This window comes from Selenomonas sp. FC4001, assembly GCF_000701565.1.
GTDB lineage: Bacteria > Bacillota > Negativicutes > Selenomonadales > Selenomonadaceae > Selenomonas_A > Selenomonas_A ruminantium_B.
The window spans coordinates 46,120-67,347 of sequence record NZ_JNJF01000004.1 but is presented as its reverse complement, the minus strand read 5'-3'; the positions used below and the strand labels follow the sequence as shown (position 1 = coordinate 67,347).

The following is a 21,228-nucleotide window of genomic DNA, read 5'->3' as shown; positions in this document are numbered from 1 at the left end:
AGCCCCCCTCCCAGTAAAATGAACGCACCTATCTGACATTCCCCCTATTTTTCTCCTGCGCCACGGAGATTCACAGCTTTTTCATTAAGTAGCTCAGCAGCTTTTCTTTTGTGGTGGATTTTAGAATATAGCCGGTTGGTTTCAGCTGTAATACACGTTCTACCTGGTCCTTCCCGCCAACGCCGGTCAGGAAAACAACGGGAATCCCCTGGGTGGATTGCTCCTGTCTTAACATTTGAAAGACCTGCGGACCATCTACTACGGGCATTTCATAATCGAGCAGAATCATATCGACGCTTTTTTTCGCCAGAAATGTAATGGCCTGTATCCCCGCAGTGACGATGCTGACTTGATAAACATCTTTTAGCCACTCGCGAACCATTTTGGCATACGAGGGGTCATCATCCACGATTAAGATGTGTTTCTTGTTGTTCCCCTCGACTTCGGGGAAAATCCCATCCGTTACAGCCAGTTCCAATTCTTCCATCTTCACGGGTCTGTCGAGCCAGCCCACATGGAGCATGCCAAAAATCCTGCCCGTCAAATCATCGCGTTCACTCTTATCGCCAATGACGATTACTTCACATTCACATTCCAAATCATGGATTTTGCCATAGATATGTTCGAGCCAGTTAAACTTGACGACATCATCCATAATATTGTTCGGCAGATAAAAGATAAAGGTAGCTGATTCCTTTTCCTTATCCATCTTGGGCATCTTATCTTTGTCCTGGGTTATGATGGATACCTTGCAGCCCATTTCCTTGAGCCTGCGCTCGATGCCCTTCACCACCACACTGTATTTGCACATGACGATAACCACATTTTTTATTTTTTTCTCACTCATATCTATCCCTCCTGTCATCATCCATTGCAGTCAGCCTGACTTTTTTCTTTCCCAAAAAATCCCAATAATCTTTTCGTAGTAAAACTGCTCGGCTGCAGCATATTCACCAGGTCATTTAGCATAGACGCTATATATAATTTACGAGAACGATTTCAATTTTTCCTGCTTCCATCAGCGAAAAATCAAGAATTTGATGATTCGCTAGCCTATCCATTTATTCGCAATATTCGCGGTTTAAGTCTTAAATCCTGCTGCCAGAGATGTCTCACGTTAGCGTCATAGCACTCAAAAAAAGCTGTGACAAAATGCGCTTGCATTCTGACACAGCTTTTTGCTCGTTAAGGTTCTTCCGGCATTCCCTTGCACAGCAGCACGGGACAATCTGCATGCTGGGTGACGAAACTGGACACGCTGCCCATCAGCAGGCTGCGGAAGGTGCCGAAGCCATGGGAGCCCATGACAATCATATCGCTTTCCTCTTCCTCGGCCACACTTAAGATAACCTCACCGGGATTGCCCACTTCCACGCGGGTATGGGCGTGAACATCACTGGGGATTACGTGCATGAGGTCTGCCAGGAATTGATAGGCGGCAATTTTGAGTTCTGCCGGCACATAACCGCTGAGACTGACCTGTTCAAAAGCCGCCACATTCTGATTGTAGTCCACCACCATCAGCAGGGTGATTTCCGCCTTGGTCGCAGCCGCGAGCTGAACGGCCTCCTTGACAGCCTTAAAGGCCTGCCCGGAACCGTCCGTGGGCAGAAGAATGCGGTCACACTTTATCGCCTGCTGTGGCCGCGTTTTGATTTCCTCAATCAGCGAGGCCGTATCCATTTGACTTGTCAATTCCATCTTTTCCACAACATCATCCCCTATCTGCCAGTTCCTGCGCCAGCGCTGCCATCTGTTTATGCTGGCGTTCTTCAGCTGCCTGTCTGGCTAAAAGTTCCTTGCGGGAGGCATTGAACCGCAGGCAGAACAGGATGCCCACAATCCCCATATAGACGAGAAATGCGCCAAAGGTCTGGGTAATATCAGCAAAGCCTGCCCCCCGGGCAATGATATCCCGTTCAAAATGAAATTCCCAGGTAAGCGGAAATACATGGCTGAATTTTACCACCCAATCCGCAAAGAAGGTAGTCGGACCAGCACCGCCCCCTAGAATAAAACCGCCAGGAATAAAGAGAATCATACGGCTTGATGCAATACCGGGGTTGGCTGCCGTCCAGCCAAACATCAAGGACAAGGTGCCCACGGTGAAAATATAAAATATCTGCACGAAGATAAAGGTAAAGAGATTTCCCGAAAAGGTCAAATCCCCCCATACCCGGAGTACCGCCAATCCCAGCACCCAGGAAACCATCAGACAGCAGCCATAGGGAATGAGTCTTGCCAATAAATCCCAGGGCGTGCCCTCAAGCAGAACTTTATCCAGCTGATGTGTAAGCCTAAGACGCGGTATCATACCAATGGTTGCAAAGGTAAAGAACATCGAACCAAAGAAGAACAAGAAGCCCAACGTTTCCCCGTTGTCCTTGGATTCCTGCGGATTAAAGAGGTTACGGGTCGCAAGGCTCACGTTGCCGTAAATGCTGTCATTGGTACTGCCCACATCACCGTTGGCCATCGCGTTATCCAGCCCTACGATTTCATTTAACGCTTCTTTGATGTTGCTGGTATTGGCCGAGTTCGTGTTATCGTAGAACACGCCAATATTGGCTGCCACACCCGTATATCTATCCTTTTCCAGACCTCTGGGGAAATACACCACGGCAAAAGCCCTGTCCTGATAGAATAAATCCTTGGGGTCCTGCGCCGTATTCAGCACCGCCGTAACCTTCATATACTCTGAGGCATCTATGCGATTGGTCAAATCTCGCGTATAAGCCGAGTTATCCAAATCGATAACAACGACTTTAACATCCTTGGCAATGTTGCCAGTGAGCAGCACCGACACAAACAGCGTGATAACCATGGCCACCATGATGCAGACCTTTTCATAGGGCATGCCCTGACCAGAGAACAGGAACTTAATTTCATCTCTTAGTGAATTCACTGTCTTTCACCCCAATAGTCATGCCCGGGATAATACCATCCTGCGGGTCAATATAGATACGCACCTGAAATGCCGAAAGGTCAGACTGGCCCTTTTCGCGGGACTGCTTCAAATCCGCAAAGCCCGGAGCCTGCGTCAAAAGACGTACCGTCCCCGTAACCTTCTTTTCTCCAGCTACCGTAGTGCCGGTAATTTCCATGCCCTCGGAGAGGCCTGCGGCCTGCTTTTCGCTGATATAGATATCGTAGTAGCTGCGGCTGCTTTCGAGCAGCACCACCGGCGTGGACGGAGAAATCATTTCCCCTTCTTTAGCCAGCACTTTAAGGATTTTGCCATCTTCGGGAGCGCGCAGGGTCAGACGTTCCTTGGCCACTTCAAGTTCCTTCAACTGCACTTCGAGGGCCGCCTTCTGCTGACGCAGGGCTTCCACATCATTGCCCATGTTGTCGGCAGACATCCGCGCCTGTGCAATGGAGTCCGTGCCGCTGCCATTGGTGACAGCGGTCAGCTTGTTCAATAATTGCTGCTGCTGCTCTACATTGGCCCGAGCCACATTGAGGGTCATCTCCGCATCATCCAGCTGGGACTGAGCAATGGCTCCGGCCTCCACCAAAGAGGCCTTGCGGTTATAATCAAGCTGGGCATTCTTCAAGGTGACATTCGCCGACTGCAAAGCCGCCTGCTGCTGGTCGATGCCACGGTAGTTCTGGCTTTCACTCGTATCGGCTTTCAGATAGTTGATGCCCTGCGTGCCGCTGGTGGAGGCAATCTGCGCTTCCATCTGAGCAATCTGGGTCTTGAGCTTGGCAATGGAAAGGTCGGTGTCCGTGGAGTCCAGCTCCATGATGACGTCACCCTTATGAACATAATCGCCTTCCTTCACCGCTTCTTTGATGAGCCGCCCGCTGACGGAATCAAAGGACATCTTGACCTGCTCGGCGGTAAGTATCCCTTCCTTCTTCTCCGTGGCCAGCACCAGCGCATCATTGCCCTTATACATCAGCACCAGTCCTCCGATAATCAGGAGGGCAATAAATACAATGCCCGTACGCTTGGCTTTTTCTTTTGTGTTCATTCTCGATTCTCTCCTTATATAGTTTACTAGCTAACTACTTTGACGTAAAAATAAGTGCCTTAGGCACTTAACTTTTCCAGCAGCATAATGAGTTCTTTCTGCTCGGCTTCGGTCAGTTTTTCCATCAGTTTGCTGACCCGCAGATAATGCGGCGGCAAAATCTCTTCCATGAATTCACAGCCCGCTCTCGTCAGGCTCACGACCTTGGCCCGGCCATCCTGTGCGGCAGGATTGATATCCACCAGTCCATCCCGTTCCATGCGCCGCAGCATATTGCTGATGGTCGCGCGGGTCACGCCTACTTTGGCCGCAAGTTCTGACGGGGCTATGCCCTTTTCGCCATACTGATGAAGCACCACCAGCGCACAGAACTTACCCTCGGACAACTGATAGCTCTGCTGCAGCACATCCAAAATGGATTGCTGAATCTCATCACTGGCCATCTTGATGCCCAGCATGGCGATGACTGCCGCCGGATTTATCTCCGGCACCAGCTTCTTATGCCGTTCCAATTCGGCAAAGGTCGGTATAATTTCCCGTTTCATAATTATCTCCACCATAAAATAATTAGCTTGCTAATCATTTATTATAAGGATTTTGCCATTTTTGTCAACAACGAGATTTTTAATCGTCAATGCTTTCTTCATGCTGACGGATGGTTTCGGCCACCACTTTGTCATAACCTGTCAGCGCTGCAAAAGGGGCGAACTGTGCCGCCCGCTTGGCGAGTGGCATACGCTGATGGTTCTGCGGCTCCGGTCGCGGCAGGTTCACGATATCGGCGTAATCTTCACTTGTTCTCTGGGGAATCATGCCTTGTGTCCTCCTATCTCACTGTTTCTGGCTATGGTGCGCGCCTCCTCTTTGAGGTTCGCCGCCTTCAGCACAGCGTTCTTGCCAAATTTATTTCTTAGGGCCAGCATTGCATGCTGCAGGGATTTTTCCTTTTGCGCGCTGCGCTGCTTCGCTTCTTCCTGGCGGGTTCTCTCCTCTAGATTGTCAAAGAGATTAAATTGCACCACCGCTTCCTTTTGACTGGTCAGACTGTCCTCTGCAATCAGGCGGCCTACGGTCACGGTAAGGCGGCGCACGAGAAGCTGCGGCATGGTTATGCGGTCATAGAGGGCCAGCGTTTCCTGCAGGAGTTCTTTCGTCGAGGAAGTATGCTGCGCAAGGCTCACAGTTCCATGCGCAGCCTTGGGCACCTTGCGTCCGTAATGGTCGATATGGACAGGGCCAGTATAACCCTTGGCCATGTTCTCGATGTCGTAGCCCACATCGAGCACCACCTGATTGGTCACGAGTTTCTTTTCTAGCAAATCAAAGACAAGCTGGTCCATCATCTCCCAGACAATCAGCCGCGCCTGTTCATTCGTATAGGGTTCGTGCAGTACCTGACCGCTGCTGAGGCTCGTGCTGGTCGGCCGATAATCTTTGACCGCCTCCATCATGCAGGGTTCATATCCCCAGGCATGGTCAATCAGAAGTTCTGCATTCACCCCAAAGGTCTTATAGAGTTCATTTTCACCATAGACCTGCAGCGAAAAGCGGGCAATATCGCCCATGGTGTAGAGCCCCATGTCGGCAAGTTTCTGGGCATAGCCTCGCCCCACCCGCCAAAAATCCGTTATGGGGGTATGCGCCCAGAGCTGCTGACGATAGCGCATTTCATCGAGTTCGGCAATGCGCACGCCGTCCTTGTCCGGTGGCATATGTTTGGCGGTGATGTCCATGGCAATCTTGGCCAGATACATATTACTGCCCACACCTGCCGTGGCCGTAATGCCCGTTTCCGTCAGCACATCCCCCACCATCTTTCGGGCGAGTTCATGCGCCGTCATTTTATAGGTAGCGAGATATGACGCCACATGGATAAAAACTTCGTCAATGGAATACGTATGAATATCATGGGGAGCGATATACCGCAGGTACACGCCGAACACCTGCCCGCTGTATTTCATATAGAGTGCCATGCGGGGGACAGCCACGATATAACCGATGGCAAGCTGGGGATTATCGGCCAGTTCCTGACTGTCACAGGATTCGCCCACGAGTTTTCCGCCCGGTGCCTTAGCCGCCCGCAGCCTGTTGGCATATTTGATTTTCTGCACCACCTCAAAAAGCCTTGCCCGCCCCGGTACGCCATACTGTTTGATGGCGGGACTGGCGGCAAGGCAGATGGTCTTTTCTGACCTGCTCTCATCTGCCACCACCAGATTCGTGGTCAGCGGGTCAAGCCCCCGCTCCACACATTCCACGGAAGCGTAGAAGGATTTGAGGTCAATGGCGATATAACTTGCCTTGTCCATGATGCTCACCTGTGTAATTTATTTACTCACAGTGTAGCATATACCTTGCGAGCTGACAAGTCAAAATTGACAAGTCAAATGCTGTCATGTCAAAGACTCACCAAAAACGCTGTTGCCAACCCCATTCGCCTTGCAGTATAATGGGTGGATAAGAATAGCGAAAGAACGGAGCTGATGGTATGATTTCCACTCGTGGGCGCTATGCCCTGCGCGTTATGCTGGATTTGGCTGAAAACGAAAATGGCAAATATATCCCCTTGAAGGATATTGCCGCCCGCCAGGAACTTTCCAAAAAATATCTGGAAATTATCGTCAAGGATTTGGTAAAAGAAGGTCTGCTGACAGGAGCCAGCGGCAAAGGCGGCGGTTACAAGCTCTGCCGCCGTCCCGAGGAATACACCGTCGGCGAAATCATCGAACTCATGGAAGGCACATTGGCCTCGGTTGCCTGTCTGACGGACAAGGAGCCAGAATGTCCCCGCAAGGGCATCTGCAAAACCCTCCCCCTTTGGACCGAATATCACCAGCTGGTACACGACTTCTTCTATGGCAAAAAATTAAGCGACCTGCTATAAGACAGCACAATAACGACACGAATGGAGATACTTTAATGGAAAAGAATTGCCCCACCTATCGAAACTATGTTGAAATCCTCAGACGCGAGCTGGTTCCGGCAATGGGCTGCACGGAACCCATTGCCATTGCCTACTGCGCTGCCAAAGCAAGAGCCGTCTTAGGCTGCCTGCCGGACAAGGTCACCATTGCCGCCAGCGGCAACATCATCAAGAACGTCAAGAGCGTTATCGTGCCTAACACCGGCGGCCGCAAGGGCATTGAAGCTGCTGCTGCTATTGGCATTGTGGCCGGGGACGAAGAAGCAGGCCTCGAAGTCATCGCCCATGCCAAGGATGAGGACAAGGCCAAGCTCGCAGATTACATGAAGCAGACGGAACTGCGCGTAGAATTTGCCGAGTCCGACCATGTACTCGATATTATCGTCACGGCCAGCAAAGGCGCAGATACGGTGGAAGTTCAGGTGGTCAATGAGCACACCAATATCGTCAAAATCACCCGCAACAACCAGGTCCTTCTCGAAAAGGAAATCGTAAACACCGTGGACACGGGCAAGCCGGACTACGAATGCCTGACCATTGAAAATATCTACGACTTTGCCATGAGCTGCGACTTGGCCGATGTGCAGGAGATTATCGACCGCCAGATTGCCTATAACACGGCCATTGCCGAAGAAGGCCTCAAAAACGACTACGGCGCCAATATCGGCAAGACCCTCTTAAAAGCCTACGGAAGCTCCGTCCATATCCGGGCCCGCGCCAAGGCTGCCGCCGGTTCCGATGCCCGCATGAACGGCTGCGAACTGCCGGTCGTCATCAACTCCGGCAGTGGCAATCAGGGCATGACCGTTTCCCTGCCCGTCATTGAATACGCCAAGGAATTAGGCGCGGATAAGGAAAAACTCTATCGCGCCCTCGTACTGGCCAATCTCGTTACCCTCCACGAAAAGGAAGGGATTGGCCGCCTGTCTGCCTACTGCGGTGCCGTCAGCGCCGGAGCCGGGGCTGGTGCCGGCATTGCCTGGCTCTGCAGCGGCGACTACAAATCCGTCATCCACACCATCGTCAATGCGCTGGCCATCACCTCCGGCATTGTCTGTGACGGCGCCAAGGCCTCCTGTGCCGCCAAGATTTCTGCCGCCGTGGATGCAGGTATCCTAGGCTTTGAGATGTACCGCAACGGCCAGCAGTTCTACGGCGGTGACGGCCTCGTCGAAAAGGGCGTGGAAAACACCATCCGCAACATCAGCCGCCTCGGACGCATCGGCATGAAGGAAACCGACAAGGAAATCATCAGCATGATGATTGGCAAATAAATACGCGCAAGCTAAGGGGAGGATGTTCCTTATGATAACAGCTAACACCGGTGATATCGTCTATGTCAAGCGCAAGGGCTACCGCCATTTTGGCATTTATTCAGGCAATGAGCAGGTTATCCATTATCACAAGGAACACCATCCCCTGCTCAGCGACGGCATTATCACGGAAACCACACTGGCAGAGTTCATGTCAGACAGCGATACCTTATATGTATTGAACGGCATTGGCCCGACTGCGGACACTCACCTCTTTGACTGGATTATCCAGCGGGTATTTGACGGCAAAATCACCTCATTTTCCCCTCAGGAAACCATCGACCGAGCACGCAGCAAGCTCGGCGAACAGGGCTACAGCCTGCTGCTCAACAACTGCGAACACTTCGCCTTCTGGTGCAAAACCGGCGTGGCCAAGTCCTCTCAGGTGGACGATATTCTGGCCTGCTTCCTGCTGCTCGTCCCGCCCCCGGCTGACAAGTCAATTTCTGACCAGTCAGCTTTTGACAAGTCAAAAACGATATAAAAGAAACAGAGCCTGACAAGTCAAATAAAACTTGTCAGGCTCTAAATTTAGCCAATATCTTCAAAGATACGCACAGCAGGTACCTGTTTCATTTTTATCTGCGCCTCCAAAACTGTGCCATCTGCCGCTCGGGGCAGGGGCTTGCTTTCGTCCGGCACATCCTTTAGATGAGGGCGCTTGCGGTAGCAGCTGTCCAGCTTGCCATCCACGTATTCCCGTACGAGAATACTGCCATCAGGCAGTATGTGACGGATGGTTTCGGTAAAATGCTGCTGCTCTTTGAGCTGCTTTATTTCCTGCTGACGGGCATTCATTTCTTCGAGCGTTTCCGTGAGGCTTTCCACCCGTTCCTGAACCATCCCGGAAAACATTTTCTTGAAAGCATCGGAGCCTTCTGCCCTTGCCCGCTCTATATTGGTCATGCCTGCAGAGATTTCCATGCTGTCTGCCACTTTCATAAAGACACCTCCCTGCTGAATATATCGTAAGCCGGGAGGTGTTTCTTAAATTTATTTGGGCAGTACCTGCCTTGAAGAATACTTTTTCCCGCGCTATAATGAAAGCATCAGAAAACAGGAGGTTTTACCTATGAACGCCGATTGTGCCAACTGCAAAACGCACGCCTGCTATACCAAGGGCGTAAATTGTACCGGGTTTGACAAGGAAACCATCCTTGCTGCCTACAATGAGGAGGAACGTCAGATTATGAAGGCCGCCGCTTATGTGGAAGGCACCTTCTACAGCAATATCACCCGCCTGCAGGAAACGGCAGAATTTGCCAAAGCCATGGGCTATAAAAAACTGGGCATGGCCTTCTGCATCGGACTGAACGCCGAAGCAAAGTATATCGCCCGTTACTATCAGCAGCAGGGTTTTGAATTTTACAGTGTCTGCTGCAAGAACTGCAGCTTCAACAAGAAGGAACTCGGCCTCAAGCAGGTCAAGCCCGAGCTCGAACACGAAGCCATGTGCAATCCCAAGATGCAAGCTAAGATTCTCGCCGACAAGGGTACAGAAATCTTTATCTCCTGCGGTCTTTGCGTGGGGCACGATACCCTGTTCAATTCCGCCTGCCCCGGCCCTGTCACCACCTTGGTGGTAAAGGACAGGTTACTTGCCCATAACCCGCTGGGCGCCATCTACTCCCGCTACTGGAGGCGGAAGCTGGGCATCATGGATGAGGGCGAAATATAAACGATAACATATGCGCAAAAGCGGCAACGGTTATTTCTCCGTTGCCGCTAATTTTATGCCCGCCTGTTTTAAGGCTTGGCGAAAGACCGTTACTTCTTCTTTGGTTGGTTCCGGCACACTTTGCAGTGGATAGTCCCAGCCCAAGGCCTCCCATTTGGCAATGCCCATGGTATGGTAAGGCAGGACCTCCACTTCCACATCCCCCGGCAGGCTGTGCACGAGACGGATAAGCTCCGCCAAGCTGTCCTTCCCTGCCGTATAGCCGGGAATCAGCACATAGCGCAGGGTTACAGGCTTGCGTTTGGCTATGCAGACAAGATTTTCCCGTATGGTGCCAAACTTTGCTTTGGTCAGCGCCTGATAGCTGGCTTCCGTGCAGCCCTTCAAGGAAAAGAGCACCCTGTCCGTATGTGGCAAAACCTGCAGGATAGCCTCTTTAGCGGCCAGACCGCAAGTGTCGATGACGGTATGAAAGCCCGCTACCTTTGCCTTTGCCAGGAGCTCTGACAAGAACTCCGGCTGCAGCAGGGGCTCACCGCCGGAAACCGTCAGGCCGCCCCCGGAGGACTCGTAGAAATTACGATAGTCCTCCATTTCCGTCAGCACTTCGTCTGCCGTAATCTGCTGCTCACCTCGGGCCCAGGTATCGGGGTTGTGACAAAAGGCACAGCCCAGCTGACAACCGGCAAGGAAGAGCACATAGCGGATGCCGGGGCCGTCCACCGTGCCAAAGCTCAGCTTGGAATGATAATATCCCTGCAGCATCTTACATGGCTTCATAGAAGGTACGCTGGATTACTTCCAACTGATGTGGTCTGTCGAGCTTAATGAAGTTCACCGCATAACCGGACACGCGGATGGTGAGCTGCGGATAATTTTCCGGATGTTCCATAGCATCTTCCAATACAGCTCTATCGAGGACATTGATGTTGATATGATGTGCTTCATAACCGCTGTAACCGTCCAGCATAGCCGTGAGGTTCTGCACGCGGATTTCATCCGTCTTGCCCAGAGCAGAAGGAATCATGGAGAAGGTATAGGAGATACCATCCCGGCAGTCCGCATAGTCCAGATGGGCAATGGACTTCATGGCAGCCAGTGCGCCGCTCTTATCGCGGCCATGCATGGGGTTAGCCCCCGGTGCCAGAGGTTCGCCAATCTTGCGGCCATCCGGCGTGGTGCCGGTCTTTTTGCCGTACATGACGTTGGACGTAATGGTCAGGATGGACAGGGTATGCTCTGCCCCACGGTATGCCTTATGCTTTCTAAGCTCCGTGATGAATTCGTGAGTCAACTCGTGCGCCAGTTCATCCACGCGCGGGTCGTTGTTGCCGAATTTCGGGAAGTCCCCTTCCACCTTGAAATCCGTAGCTACGCCAAACTCATTGCGAATCGGCGTAACCTTGGCGTATTTGATGGCGGACAGCGAATCCACCGCGCAGGAAAGGCCTGCCACGCCAAAGGCCATAAGGCGTTCAATCTTGCTGTCATGGAGAGCCATCTGACCGGCTTCATAGGCATGCAGGTCATGGGAGTAGTGAATCACGTTCATAGTGTTCACATAGAGCTTCGCCAGCCATGCAAGTACCTTGGAATACTTCTTGCGCACATCGGCGTAGTCGAGAATGCCATCTGCAGGCAGCGGCATTTCCGGAGCCAGCTGTTCGTTGCTCTTTTCGTCCTTACCGCCATTGATGGCGAGCAACAAAGATTTGGCCAGGTTTGCACGGGCGCCGAAGAACTGCATCATCTTACCGAGCTTCATAGCGGACACGCAGCAGGTAATGCCGTAATCATCACCATAGGCCGGACGCATAACCTCGTCATTTTCATACTGAATGGCACTAGTCTTGATGGAGATTTCTGCCGCATACTTCTTGAACCCTTCCGGCAGGCGTTTGCTCCAGAGCACCGTGAGGTTCGGTTCCGGGGACGGGCCCAGATTTTCAAGAGTATGCAGTACACGGAAGGAGTTCTTCGTCACCAGTGTACGGCCATCCTCACCCATGCCGCCGACAGATTCCGTTACCCAGATGGGGTCACCGGCAAAGAGTTCATTGTATTCCGGCGTACGCAGCATGCGCACCATGCGCAGCTTGATGACGAGCTGGTCCATGTATTCCTGCGCTTCGGCTTCGGTAATCACACCATTGGCCAAATCGCGTTCCATATAGATGTCGAGGAAGGTGCTCACACGGCCAATGGACATGGCGGCGCCATTCTGTTCCTTGACGGAAGCCAGATAACCAAAGTATACCCACTGTACAGCTTCCTTGGCATTCTTAGCCGGCACGCTGATGTCAAAGCCATAGCCTGCTGCCATGGTCTTCAGGTCATTTAAGGCCTTAATCTGCTGGGCGATTTCACTGCGGGCACGCATCTTGTCCGCATCCATAGCCCCGCTGTACATCTCTTCCTTATCGAGCTTCTTCTGCTCAATCAGGCGGTCAACACCGTAGAGTGCGACACGGCGGTAGTCGCCGATGATACGGCCGCGGCCATAGGCATCGGGCAGGCCGGTCAGAAGGCCAAGATGGCGGGCCTTGCGCATTTCCGGGGTATAGAGTTCAAAGACCGCTTCATTATGGGTCTTAACATGCTTAGAATAGATTTCCGTAATCTTATCGCTGACCGTGTAGCCGTATTCAGCGGCAGCCTGCTGCGCCATGCGCAGACCGCCGTTGACGATAAGGCCGCGCTTCAAGGGTGCATCGAGCTGCAGGCCCACAATGGACTCATGTGCCTGGTCAATAAAGCCGGGGCCATGGGAAATAGTGGTGGAAACCGTCTCCGTATCCACATCCAGCACACCGCCCTTGGCCCGTTCCTGAGCCAGCAAATCCTTGCAGCGTTCCCACACAGCCATGGTGTTTTCCGTAGCGTCCGCTAAGAAATCTGCATTGCCTTCATAGGGCGTATAGTTCTTCTGGATGAAGTCACGTACATCAATTTTCGTCTGCCATTTTCCGGGACGGAATCCCTGCCATAATTCTTGCATTCTATAATAATCCTCCTGTTTACGCTTAGACAAAGTAAAGCCGCCTGGGCAAAGCATCCGCACTCTGCCCAGGCGGCAAGCTATTTGAAAAAGCATCAGCACGGCCCCGCGGTAATCCACAAACCGTCAGAACTGCGCCAGACTTATTACCTGCTACTAATTATACTGATTATCCCTTGACCTGTCAACATCCTTAGCCGACGCTGACACGCTGAGCGGCTTCCACGGCATCAGCCAAAGCCATGTTGTAGCCTTCGTCATAGCCGGTACGGTAGCCGTCATACTCACAGCTGGCACCGTAATCCCGCAGCATGTTCAGCATATCCTCCAGCTGATCCTCCGTCCATTCACTCATGGCGCACAGCGTTCCCAAACGCTCGATACACGCCAATTCCTTCCCCTGTGTATCCATTGTCATAAGTCAAAGCCTCCTTACAAAACTTCGTGCGAAACAGTATTTCGCACTACGCCCTTACACGAAATCTAAGCGACTCTGTGCCCTTTGGGCATGACTCGCAAAGATTTCATAGTAAAACTCCCAGTTTTCCAGCGGAAAAATCACACATTTGAAAGTATAGCATGGTAAATTTTTGATAACCAGTCTTGACTTTTCCCTGCTTTTCCTTCTCCCCCATTCTTCTAAGGAGAAAAATTTTTCCTGCCTCCCAGGCAAAAAAAGTAAAAAAAAATAACAGTCCGCAGATTTTCCTGCGGGCTGCTATCTTCATACCGTTACGGCCATATATCGGCTCATCGCCAGGTCCATCATATACTCGTAGCACCGGAACAGATTGTCGAGCACCGAATGATTTTCCTGACAACGCTTTTGATGAAAGAACGCTTGTATTGCCTGACGGGCAGCAATATCATCCTCATCATAGATGTCCATCAGCAAGTTCTTGCTGATTACATGGTTGCGGCTCTTCTCCTCGGACATGGGCGCCAACAACAACTGATATAACCTGCTAATCCTCTGGGAAAACTCTGCCACATCTTTGGCCGGGTACTTTTTGAAGTGAATGGAGAGAATCTGCCCCACAAGCATCTTCATATCCTCCCACTTGTCCTCGTTCATCACCCAGCGTTTCTGATGCCGTAAGTCCTTCTCGATATAAGCATAGGCTCTCAGACGCTCAGCCCAGGAAGCAGACAACAGCCATCGATAAAAATTTTCCACAGTAATCCCTCGCTTTCTCAGTGACTACTTGCCGGTCGAATCTTATCGATTCCAGATCCACCCGAAACCGCTGTTGTCGTGACGGCTTCATTATGAACTCGTCCTTTTCTAATCCTCTTGTCTATTTAGTTCTCTAGTCCCATTTTACCGTATAATAATAATTTTCGCAATAGTTATTCATTGTATACTTTAGAACCCACCTTCCAAATATGCTCTGGCAATTACATAAGAGGGTTCATAGTAGGCACTGCAATTGTAATTATCCAGCACATCACATAACGCATCATTATAAACACGGATAATACCATCGGCATAGTTTTCTTCGGGCAACATGGTATCTTTTATCAATCGCTGATAAACCTTTCCCATCTGCAAAGATGTAGGAATTTCATCGACTAAGGATTTGTCAACTGCCATAACATCTATTGCCCCCGTCTGCAAATCATAGTCCCTAATCCATGTATCCTCTACTGCCAATGGATTTTCTGCATGGAGTACATTTGCTACGCTAAGTAAATGACACAGGCCCTCCCTGCCGATTTTGTTCACAACATATCTGTTTTTTTGATGAAGCCTGCGTGCTAATCGCTCAATCATATAGCATACGAAGTATAAATCATTTGTCGTGATTTCTTCGTCAGGAAAATAAATATTGGTCATAGCTTCTCACTTCCTCTGTAATTCAAAGCTTTCAATGCCGCCTCAGTGCAAAAAACAATCTGATGGGTCGGATATCGAAATTTAACTAACTCCCAAAATGCTGTTTTCGAAATGTTTCCTGCTGTATATTCCTCTACATAATCCCAAATTTGGTCATCAGCCATAGGACCTTCTACAATATCATATTCGTGTTCTTTTCCTCTGCGGCACTCTACTACGAATTCCAACCATGCCTCTGTCATTTCCGGAAACACACACTGCTTCAAAGCCTTATCTTCCTTATAGACATAGCTGCTGACAACAGAATCGCCTCTGCGTGTCAACGCCCAACGTTTTGCCTGCTTTTCAATATCCGTACAATAAAATCCATAGCCAAAATCTTTGTAATATCCGTTTATCAATATTTTCGGCTGTATAACCGCTATATTGCTGCCATGGTAAACCACACGCTCCATTATACATCCACCTCATTTTCGCAATCTTCTTGCCTTGATTTTAACACTAAAAGGCTATTTTTTCCACTGACAATAATTACCAAGCCACCCACAGAAGAACAATTAGCTGTCTTAGAACTCTTATATAACGACAGTAAAGCCCAGTGGCGAATAATGCATTTCCGTCGCGTTAGGCAAGCCTGCATAAGCAGAGAAAATGTATTATCCGCCACCGGGCGTCTTTTAGGCTGGATGATTATCCTCATCCGACCTTAGCACTTGCAAATTTCTGCTTGGTGAGTTTCGCATGGCTCACCATTTCCTTGGCATTATCGAGCGAAGCCGTCGTCACATCCACGCCGGAGGCCATGCGGGCGATTTCGCTGATGCGCTCGCGCTCAGAAAGCGGCCGTACCTGAGTCACCGTGGAATCTCCAGCACTGGTCTTGGCAATGTAGAGGTGATTGTCCGCCATGCAGGCAATCTGCGGCAGATGCGTAATGCAGAGCACCTGCTTGTACTGCGCCACGAGTGCAATGCGTTCGGCCACCATCTGAGCCGTGCGGCCGCCGATACCCGTGTCGATTTCGTCAAAGACCATGCTCGGCACGGAGGAATCCCGTGAAGCCGCCACCGTCTTGATGGCCAGCGCGATACGCGAAAGCTCACCGCCTGAAGCCACCTTGGACAGGAGCTTCTCCTCCTCGCCGGGATTGGCGGAAAAGTACATGGCCACTGTATCGGCACCATTGCCCAGATATTTTTCTGCCGGTTCCACCCGGATATGGAAGGCCGCCTGCGGCATGCCCAAAGCTACCAGCTGGCCGCCAATGGCGCTGGCAAGCTCCCCTGCCGCCCGCTGACGAAGATTTGTCAAGTGCTCTGCCTTTTGCCGCAGTTTTTCTTCCAGAGCGGCAATTTCTCTTTCGAGCCTAGCCATATCCTCATCATAATTTTCGATGTCCATAAGCTCCTGCTGAACCTTTTGCTGATGTTCGAGAACATCGGCAATGGTGGCACCGTATTTACGGCACAGGCGGTCAATGACATCCATGCGGTTCTGCAGTTTATCGAGCTTAGCTGGCTGGAACTCCAGAGACTCGCCGTAATCACGCAGCTCACCCGCCGCTTCCTGCAGGGAGATATAGGCCTCCTCCACCATGGTATAGGTATTGGCCAGGTTATCATCATAGCGGCTCATGTCCTCAAGATTCTTCTTGACCTTGGCCACAGCCGTCAGCACGGCACTGCCGTTTCCCGTGCCCACATCCAGAAGATTATAGGATTCTTCCACAAAGCCGGCAATCTTTTCCGCATGGGACAGCTTGCGGATTTCCGCCTCTAATTCCTCGTCCTCATTTTCCTTGAGCTCTGCCTCGCTGATTTCCTTGTCCTGCCAGCGCAGCATATCCAGCCGCTGGGCATATTCGCGGGCAGACTGCTCCTTTTCTGCATGTTCCTGCTTTTTCCCTTTCCAAATGCCATAGGTCTGCCGGTAAGCGGCCAGAGCCTCCGTCAAATCCGGGTCATAATTATCGAGCAGGGCAAACTGGCTTTCTTCTTTGAGCAGGGCCAGATTTTCATTCTGCCCGTGAATATCCACGAGGAAGGCGCCAATCTGCTTGAGGATGGTCAAGGTCACATGGCAGCCGTTCACCAACACCATGCTGCGGCCGCCTTTGGTGACCTGCCGGGTGATGATTAAAAGGCCTTCCGAATCGTCAATGGCTTGCCCTGCGAGCAGCTCGTGCAGCCCCAGGGACTCATCATCCAGCGTAAAAACTGCCTCCACACGCAGCCAGTCACAGCCGGTACGGATGGCATCTGAGGACACCCGCTGCCCTAAAATAGCCCCCAACGCATCAATCAAAATGGATTTACCTGCACCGGTTTCACCCGTCAGGATGTTGAGGCCTTCACCGAACTCCACCTGCACATGTTCGAGCAGGGCAAAGTTCCAAACCGTTAATGTTTTCAGCATTGCCAGCCCGCTCCTTTACTGCAAGAAAGACGTAAGACGCTCCGTAACGGTCTTGGCAGCAGCTTTGGGCTTGACGATGATAAAGATGTTATCATCCCCGGCTACCGTCCCCAGCACTTCGGGCCAGTTGGCATGGTCAAGGGCCGAAGCGACAGTGTTGGCACCGCCGGGCAGGGTCTTGACCACGACGATGTTTTCGCTGTAATCACAATGAATCACCGTATCCTGGAATAAGCGCTGCATGCGCTCCTCCGTGAAGATAACGGTGTTCTGCATGGGATAAGCATAGCGGTAACGGCCATCCCCGGTCGGAACCTTAATCAGCATCATTTCCTTGATATCCCGGGACACTGTGGCCTGGGTCACCTTGATGCGCTGCTGACGCAGGGCATCGGCCAAATCCTCCTGGGTTTCGATAATCTGAGATTCAATAATATTCTTAATCACGGCCTGTCGCACACTTTTCACGCTCTCACCTTCCCGTTTGCTTGCTGTAGTCATTACTCCACCCCATTGTTCTTCCAAAGTTTCGTCCTTAAAATCTGATAATAGTCCTTGTCCTCGAATTTGATGATACCGGCGCTGGCGGTGGACTTCATCACCGTTACCTCATCCCCGGGCAGCAGGCGGAAGCTCTCCTGACCGTCAAAGGTCACGATGATATCCTGATGGATGGCGGCAATCTTGATATGCACCACATCATCTTGCCCCACTACCAGCGGCCGCATATTAAAGGTATGGGCGCAGATAGGTGTCACTAGCAGTGCCTGAATGGACGGACTCATAATGGGCCCGCCTGCGGACAGGGAGTAGGCCGTAGAACCTGTGGGCGAGGACACGATTACGCCGTCTGCCTTGTAATCCATCAGATGGGATTCATTGATGGACAGGCCCAAATGCAGCATACGGGCCACGCCGCCCTTGGTCACCACCACATCATTGATGGCATGCCCCAGGAAACGCTCCTCGCCGTCGGACTTGGCAAAACCTGCCAAGAGCAGGCGGTGTTCAATGCGGTAGTCTCCATCCAGAAGTTTTTGCAGCTTTGTCTCAAGCTCGCTTAGTTCAATATCGGCCATAAAGCCCAACGTGCCGATGTTTATGCCGCAAACCGGCACGGCCATGGCACCATAACGGCGGCAGACACCGAGCAAGGTACCGTCCCCGCCAATAGACAGGGCAATATCGGCTGGCTCCTTTTCGATATCGGACACGCCTAAAGATTCCAAATCAAAATAGCGGGACTCGTCCACGGGGAGCATCAGGCGTACATCCTTATCCTGATAAAATTTCATAATCCGCCGCAGCACTTCCGGAGACTGCGGCTTGCTCACATTGGGAAATATAGCTATGGTTTTGATTGGCATAGACACCGCTCCTTAGGGAGATTTATTTATCCAGTTCGCCGTGGGCTTCCGCCACCACGGTAACAATGCGTTCCTCCGTTACCGTATCTTCCTGGCTTCCGTCTTTGGACAGACGAATGAGATATTCAATATTGCCTTCGGGCCCCTTCACTGGGGAAAAAGTCAAGGCCATGGTAACAAAGCCCAGCTCCCGCGCAAATTCTGTAACCTTGCGGATAACTTCTTCATGGACTTTCGGGTCGCGCACAACACCCTTCTTGCCCACGTTCTCGCGCCCTGCTTCAAACTGGGGCTTAATAAGTGCCACCACTTCTCCGTTGTCATTCAGCAGGGTATGGGTAACCGGCAGCACCTTTGTCAGCGAGATAAAGGCCACGTCAATGGACGCAAAGTCCAGCAGTGTGCCGATATCATCAGGCGTCACGTTGCGGATATTGGTGCGTTCCATGTTCACCACCCGCTCATCCGTACGCAGTTTCCAGGCCAGCTGACCATAACCTACATCGATGGCAAAGACCTGCACCGCCCCGTTTTGGAGCATGCAGTCCGTAAAGCCACCGGTAGAGGCACCGATGTCGGCACATCGCTTGCCTTCGATTCCCACGCCAAATTCCTGCATGGCCTTGGCCAGTTTCAAACCGCCCCGGCTCACATAGGGAATATCATTGCCGAGCAGGCGGATTTCCGCCTCGGCCTTTACCGTTGCCCCGGCTTTGTCCACCTTCTGATTATCCACGAGAACTTCACCTGCCATAATCATGCGCTTGGCCCGCTCCCGGCTGCCTGCCAGGCCGCGTTCTACCAAAAGTATATCCAATCTCTGTTTTGCCATTAGTTCAATCTTTCCTTTATCTTCGCTGCCATCTGTTCCGGCTGCAGGCCGCAGAGGGTCAGCAGTTCTTCCTGGGTTCCCTGCTCGATAAACTTATCAGGCAGACCCAGCCGCAGCAGGTCAAGCTGGCGGTTCAAACCGCTGTCCATCAAAAACTCTGCCACCGCCGAACCGAAACCGCCGGCAATGCTGTTTTCCTCTACCGTTACCATGAGCTTCACATGAGCCAGACGGCGAATCATCTCTTCATCCAAAGGCTTTACAAAGCGCATATTCACAACCGCCGCAGAGATACCCTGCTGCTGCAGGAGCTCTGCCGCTTCCTCGGCCTTGTAGAGCAGGGGGCCGACACCTAAGATGGCCACATCGCTGCCCTCCCGCAGAAGCTGCGCCTTGCCCACGGGAATATCCTGAAAACCTGCCACAAGTTCCACACCCTTGCCGGTTCCTCTGGGATAACGCACCGCCGTGGGGCTGTCCATGCTGACAGCCTTGGCCAGCATATCTCTTAACTCCGCCTCATCCTTCGGCACGAATATCGTCATATTGGGCATATGCCGCAAGTATGACAGGTCAAATGCGCCATGATGGGTCGGCCCGTCAGCACCGACGAGCCCTGCCCGGTCAAGGCAAAGGGTCACCGGCAGATTCTGCAGGCACACATCATGCATGAGCTGGTCATAGGCCCGCTGGGCAAAGGTGGAATAAAGCGCCACCACCGGATGCTTGCCGTCAGCGGCCATGCCTGCCGCCAGCGTCACCGCATGTTCCTCGGCAATGCCCACATCAAAGAAGCGGTTCGGGTATTCCTCACCGAAGGCTTTCAGCCCTGTGCCGCTGGGCATGGCCGCCGTAATGGCGGTGATGTTGCTGTTCTGCGCCGCCAGTTCAATCAGTGCCTTGCTGAATACAGAGGTATACGAAGGGGCACCGGTCTTGGGCGGGCACTTGCCCGTCTGCTGGTCAAATTTGCCAATGCCATGGAACTTATCCGGCTCCATTTCCGCAGGAGCATAGCCCTTACCCTTCTTGGTATGAACATGAATCAGGATAGGCCCGTCCATCTCGCGTACCCGCTCGAAAAGTTCCTGCAAGAGGCTGATATTATGGCCGTCCACCGGGCCGATATAATGGAAGCCCAGTTCCTCAAAGATACCGCCAGGCACCAAAGCAGCCCGCACGCTGTCTTTAACGACCTGCGCCGTGCGGAACGCCTTGTCCCCGATATGGGGAATGCTCATGAGGAGATTGCCCATATCCTTCTTGGCCTTGTTGTATTGAGGCGTAATGCGGATGCGGGAGAGATAATCGCTAAGGCCGCCCACATTTTTGTCAATACTCATTTCGTTATCGTTGAGGATGACGATTAATTTGCTGCCCAAATCGCCGGCCTGATTGAGCGCCTCAAAGGCCTCACCGCCGGTCAGCGCGCCATCGCCGATGACGGCGATAACCTCGTTTTTGCGGCCGCTTAAATCCCGGGAAACGGCCATCCCCAGCGCCGCCGAAATGGAAGTGCTGGCATGACCTACACCAAACGCATCGTAATCCGATTCCGCACGGTTGGGAAAGCCTGTGATGCCGCCCTTCTGCCGCAGGGTATGGAATCTTTCCCGGCGGCCCGTGAGAATCTTATGGCTGTAAGCCTGATGGCCTACATCCCAAATCAGTTTATCCTTGGGAAAGTTGAAGACACTATACATAGCCAGGGTCAGTTCCACCGTCCCCAGACTCGGTGCCAGATGCCCGCCATTTTCCGCTACAGTGGCCACGATAAATTCCCGCAGTTCCTTGGCCAGACGTTCTAATTCGCTTACGCTGTAGCGCTTGATATCTGCCGGTTCCTTAATTTTTTCCAGTAATGGATACATCATTATCCGCACTT

23 protein-coding genes are annotated in these 21,228 nt (G+C 51.9%); 4 read left to right on the top strand and 19 right to left on the bottom strand.

What is annotated here, in order from left to right; translation table 11 throughout:
• Positions 1-70 precede the first annotated feature (70 nt).
• From T320_RS13740 to T320_RS00315, 7 genes are all read right to left on the bottom strand, one after another.
• Positions 71-847 carry a response regulator gene (locus T320_RS13740; protein WP_051608504.1) on the bottom strand — a complete coding sequence of 259 codons (777 nt, stop codon included), beginning with the start codon at positions 845-847 and terminating at the stop codon, positions 71-73.
• Positions 848-1,185: 338 nt separating this feature from the next.
• A complete protein-coding gene (locus T320_RS00340) occupies positions 1,186-1,701 on the bottom strand; it encodes a universal stress protein (RefSeq protein ID WP_369793424.1) in 516 nt (171 codons plus the stop codon).
• A 13-nt stretch (positions 1,702-1,714) separates the two neighbouring features.
• A complete protein-coding gene (locus T320_RS00335; RefSeq protein WP_037351861.1) occupies positions 1,715-2,905 on the bottom strand; it encodes an ABC transporter permease in 1,191 nt (396 codons plus the stop codon).
• Entirely contained in the window at positions 2,886-3,980 is a 1,095-nt protein-coding gene (locus T320_RS00330) for an HlyD family secretion protein (RefSeq protein ID WP_026760851.1), read from the bottom strand. Before T320_RS00330 ends, T320_RS00335 begins: the two co-directional genes overlap by 20 nt.
• A 59-nt stretch (positions 3,981-4,039) precedes the next feature.
• The gene (locus T320_RS00325) at positions 4,040-4,525 is read right to left on the bottom strand and encodes a MarR family winged helix-turn-helix transcriptional regulator (RefSeq protein ID WP_037351860.1); all 486 of its coding nucleotides are present in this window, start codon (positions 4,523-4,525) and stop codon (positions 4,040-4,042) included.
• A 79-nt stretch (positions 4,526-4,604) separates the two neighbouring features.
• Positions 4,605-4,793 (bottom strand): hypothetical protein, encoded by a 189-nt coding sequence (locus tag T320_RS00320; RefSeq protein ID WP_037351859.1) that lies wholly within the window; start codon positions 4,791-4,793, stop codon positions 4,605-4,607.
• A complete protein-coding gene (locus T320_RS00315) occupies positions 4,790-6,289 on the bottom strand; it encodes a Y-family DNA polymerase (RefSeq protein ID WP_037351856.1) in 1,500 nt (499 codons plus the stop codon). Before T320_RS00315 ends, T320_RS00320 begins: the two co-directional genes overlap by 4 nt.
• A 179-nt stretch (positions 6,290-6,468) precedes the next feature.
• Between T320_RS00315 and T320_RS00310 the strand changes: the two genes are divergently transcribed.
• From T320_RS00310 to T320_RS00300, 3 genes are read left to right on the top strand one after another with little or no spacing between them, the layout of a single operon-like run.
• Entirely contained in the window at positions 6,469-6,864 is a 396-nt protein-coding gene (locus T320_RS00310) for an RrF2 family transcriptional regulator (protein WP_037351853.1), read from the top strand.
• A gap of 35 nt (positions 6,865-6,899) precedes the next feature.
• A complete protein-coding gene (locus tag T320_RS00305) occupies positions 6,900-8,177 on the top strand; it encodes an L-cysteine desulfidase family protein (RefSeq protein WP_037351851.1) in 1,278 nt (425 codons plus the stop codon).
• 31 nt (positions 8,178-8,208) lie between these two features.
• Positions 8,209-8,700 carry a lecithin retinol acyltransferase family protein gene (locus tag T320_RS00300; RefSeq protein ID WP_051608503.1) on the top strand — a complete coding sequence of 164 codons (492 nt, stop codon included), beginning with the start codon at positions 8,209-8,211 and terminating at the stop codon, positions 8,698-8,700.
• Positions 8,701-8,747: 47 nt separating this feature from the next.
• Here the strand turns inward: T320_RS00300 and T320_RS00295 are convergent, their stop codons facing one another.
• On the bottom strand, positions 8,748-9,158 hold the full coding sequence (locus T320_RS00295; protein WP_037351849.1) for a hypothetical protein: 411 nt from the start codon (positions 9,156-9,158) through the stop codon (positions 8,748-8,750).
• A gap of 130 nt (positions 9,159-9,288) precedes the next feature.
• Between T320_RS00295 and T320_RS00290 the strand changes: the two genes are divergently transcribed.
• On the top strand, positions 9,289-9,894 hold the full coding sequence (locus T320_RS00290) for a DUF1847 domain-containing protein (RefSeq protein ID WP_037351846.1): 606 nt from the start codon (positions 9,289-9,291) through the stop codon (positions 9,892-9,894).
• A 30-nt stretch (positions 9,895-9,924) separates the two neighbouring features.
• Here T320_RS00290 and pflA read toward each other — a convergent pair whose 3' ends face one another.
• The 11 genes from pflA to dxs form a co-directional block, all read right to left on the bottom strand.
• On the bottom strand, positions 9,925-10,674 hold the full coding sequence (gene pflA / locus T320_RS00285) for a pyruvate formate-lyase-activating protein (protein ID WP_231465808.1): 750 nt from the start codon (positions 10,672-10,674) through the stop codon (positions 9,925-9,927).
• Positions 10,661-12,892: a formate C-acetyltransferase gene (gene pflB / locus T320_RS00280; protein WP_037351844.1), complete on the bottom strand. Its 2,232-nt coding sequence runs from the start codon at positions 12,890-12,892 to the stop codon at positions 10,661-10,663. The genes pflA and pflB overlap by 14 nt, the downstream gene beginning before the upstream one ends.
• A gap of 193 nt (positions 12,893-13,085) precedes the next feature.
• Positions 13,086-13,310, bottom strand: coding sequence for a hypothetical protein (locus tag T320_RS00275; RefSeq protein ID WP_026760863.1), 225 nt, complete (start codon positions 13,308-13,310; stop codon positions 13,086-13,088).
• A gap of 306 nt (positions 13,311-13,616) precedes the next feature.
• Complete coding sequence (locus T320_RS00265) at positions 13,617-14,069, bottom strand: hypothetical protein (protein WP_037351840.1); 453 nt, start codon at positions 14,067-14,069, stop codon at positions 13,617-13,619.
• 189 nt (positions 14,070-14,258) lie between these two features.
• On the bottom strand, positions 14,259-14,729 hold the full coding sequence (locus T320_RS00260; protein ID WP_037351838.1) for a hypothetical protein: 471 nt from the start codon (positions 14,727-14,729) through the stop codon (positions 14,259-14,261).
• Positions 14,726-15,184: a DUF3990 domain-containing protein gene (locus T320_RS00255; protein WP_037351835.1), complete on the bottom strand. Its 459-nt coding sequence runs from the start codon at positions 15,182-15,184 to the stop codon at positions 14,726-14,728. The genes T320_RS00260 and T320_RS00255 overlap by 4 nt, the downstream gene beginning before the upstream one ends.
• A gap of 241 nt (positions 15,185-15,425) precedes the next feature.
• Positions 15,426-17,144, bottom strand: a complete 1,719-nt coding sequence (gene recN / locus T320_RS00250) for a DNA repair protein RecN (protein WP_037351833.1) — start codon at positions 17,142-17,144, stop codon at positions 15,426-15,428.
• A 15-nt stretch (positions 17,145-17,159) separates the two neighbouring features.
• On the bottom strand, positions 17,160-17,612 hold the full coding sequence (argR, locus tag T320_RS00245; RefSeq protein ID WP_026760866.1) for an arginine repressor: 453 nt from the start codon (positions 17,610-17,612) through the stop codon (positions 17,160-17,162).
• Positions 17,613-17,644: 32 nt separating this feature from the next.
• Entirely contained in the window at positions 17,645-18,511 is an 867-nt protein-coding gene (locus tag T320_RS00240) for an NAD(+)/NADH kinase (RefSeq protein WP_231465807.1), read from the bottom strand.
• 22 nt (positions 18,512-18,533) lie between these two features.
• On the bottom strand, positions 18,534-19,343 hold the full coding sequence (locus tag T320_RS00235; RefSeq protein WP_037351830.1) for a TlyA family RNA methyltransferase: 810 nt from the start codon (positions 19,341-19,343) through the stop codon (positions 18,534-18,536).
• Positions 19,343-21,214 carry a 1-deoxy-D-xylulose-5-phosphate synthase gene (dxs, locus tag T320_RS00230; RefSeq protein ID WP_037352411.1) on the bottom strand — a complete coding sequence of 624 codons (1,872 nt, stop codon included), beginning with the start codon at positions 21,212-21,214 and terminating at the stop codon, positions 19,343-19,345. The genes T320_RS00235 and dxs overlap by 1 nt, the downstream gene beginning before the upstream one ends.
• Positions 21,215-21,228 lie beyond the last annotated feature (14 nt).

Excerpts from the sequence above, each read along its gene's own strand:
- T320_RS13740 (WP_051608504.1), bottom strand. The coding sequence starts at position 847 with ATGAGTGAGAAAAAAATAAAAAATGTGGTTATCGTCATGTGCAAATAC.
- T320_RS00340 (WP_369793424.1), bottom strand. The coding sequence starts at position 1,701 with ATGGAATTGACAAGTCAAATGGATACGGCCTCGCTGATTGAGGAAATC.
- T320_RS00330 (WP_026760851.1), bottom strand. The coding sequence starts at position 3,980 with ATGAACACAAAAGAAAAAGCCAAGCGTACGGGCATTGTATTTATTGCC.
- T320_RS00325 (WP_037351860.1), bottom strand. The coding sequence starts at position 4,525 with ATGAAACGGGAAATTATACCGACCTTTGCCGAATTGGAACGGCATAAG.
- T320_RS00320 (WP_037351859.1), bottom strand. The coding sequence starts at position 4,793 with ATGATTCCCCAGAGAACAAGTGAAGATTACGCCGATATCGTGAACCTG.
- T320_RS00315 (WP_037351856.1), bottom strand. The coding sequence starts at position 6,289 with ATGGACAAGGCAAGTTATATCGCCATTGACCTCAAATCCTTCTACGCT.
- T320_RS00310 (WP_037351853.1), top strand. The coding sequence starts at position 6,469 with ATGATTTCCACTCGTGGGCGCTATGCCCTGCGCGTTATGCTGGATTTG.
- T320_RS00305 (WP_037351851.1), top strand. The coding sequence starts at position 6,900 with ATGGAAAAGAATTGCCCCACCTATCGAAACTATGTTGAAATCCTCAGA.
- T320_RS00300 (WP_051608503.1), top strand. The coding sequence starts at position 8,209 with ATGATAACAGCTAACACCGGTGATATCGTCTATGTCAAGCGCAAGGGC.
- T320_RS00295 (WP_037351849.1), bottom strand. The coding sequence starts at position 9,158 with ATGAAAGTGGCAGACAGCATGGAAATCTCTGCAGGCATGACCAATATA.
- T320_RS00290 (WP_037351846.1), top strand. The coding sequence starts at position 9,289 with ATGAACGCCGATTGTGCCAACTGCAAAACGCACGCCTGCTATACCAAG.
- pflA (WP_231465808.1), bottom strand. The coding sequence starts at position 10,674 with ATGAAGCCATGTAAGATGCTGCAGGGATATTATCATTCCAAGCTGAGC.
- pflB (WP_037351844.1), bottom strand. The coding sequence starts at position 12,892 with ATGCAAGAATTATGGCAGGGATTCCGTCCCGGAAAATGGCAGACGAAA.
- T320_RS00275 (WP_026760863.1), bottom strand. The coding sequence starts at position 13,310 with ATGACAATGGATACACAGGGGAAGGAATTGGCGTGTATCGAGCGTTTG.
- T320_RS00260 (WP_037351838.1), bottom strand. The coding sequence starts at position 14,729 with ATGACCAATATTTATTTTCCTGACGAAGAAATCACGACAAATGATTTA.
- T320_RS00255 (WP_037351835.1), bottom strand. The coding sequence starts at position 15,184 with ATGGAGCGTGTGGTTTACCATGGCAGCAATATAGCGGTTATACAGCCG.
- recN (WP_037351833.1), bottom strand. The coding sequence starts at position 17,144 with ATGCTGAAAACATTAACGGTTTGGAACTTTGCCCTGCTCGAACATGTG.
- T320_RS00240 (WP_231465807.1), bottom strand. The coding sequence starts at position 18,511 with ATGCCAATCAAAACCATAGCTATATTTCCCAATGTGAGCAAGCCGCAG.
- T320_RS00235 (WP_037351830.1), bottom strand. The coding sequence starts at position 19,343 with ATGGCAAAACAGAGATTGGATATACTTTTGGTAGAACGCGGCCTGGCA.
- dxs (WP_037352411.1), bottom strand. The coding sequence starts at position 21,214 with ATGTATCCATTACTGGAAAAAATTAAGGAACCGGCAGATATCAAGCGC.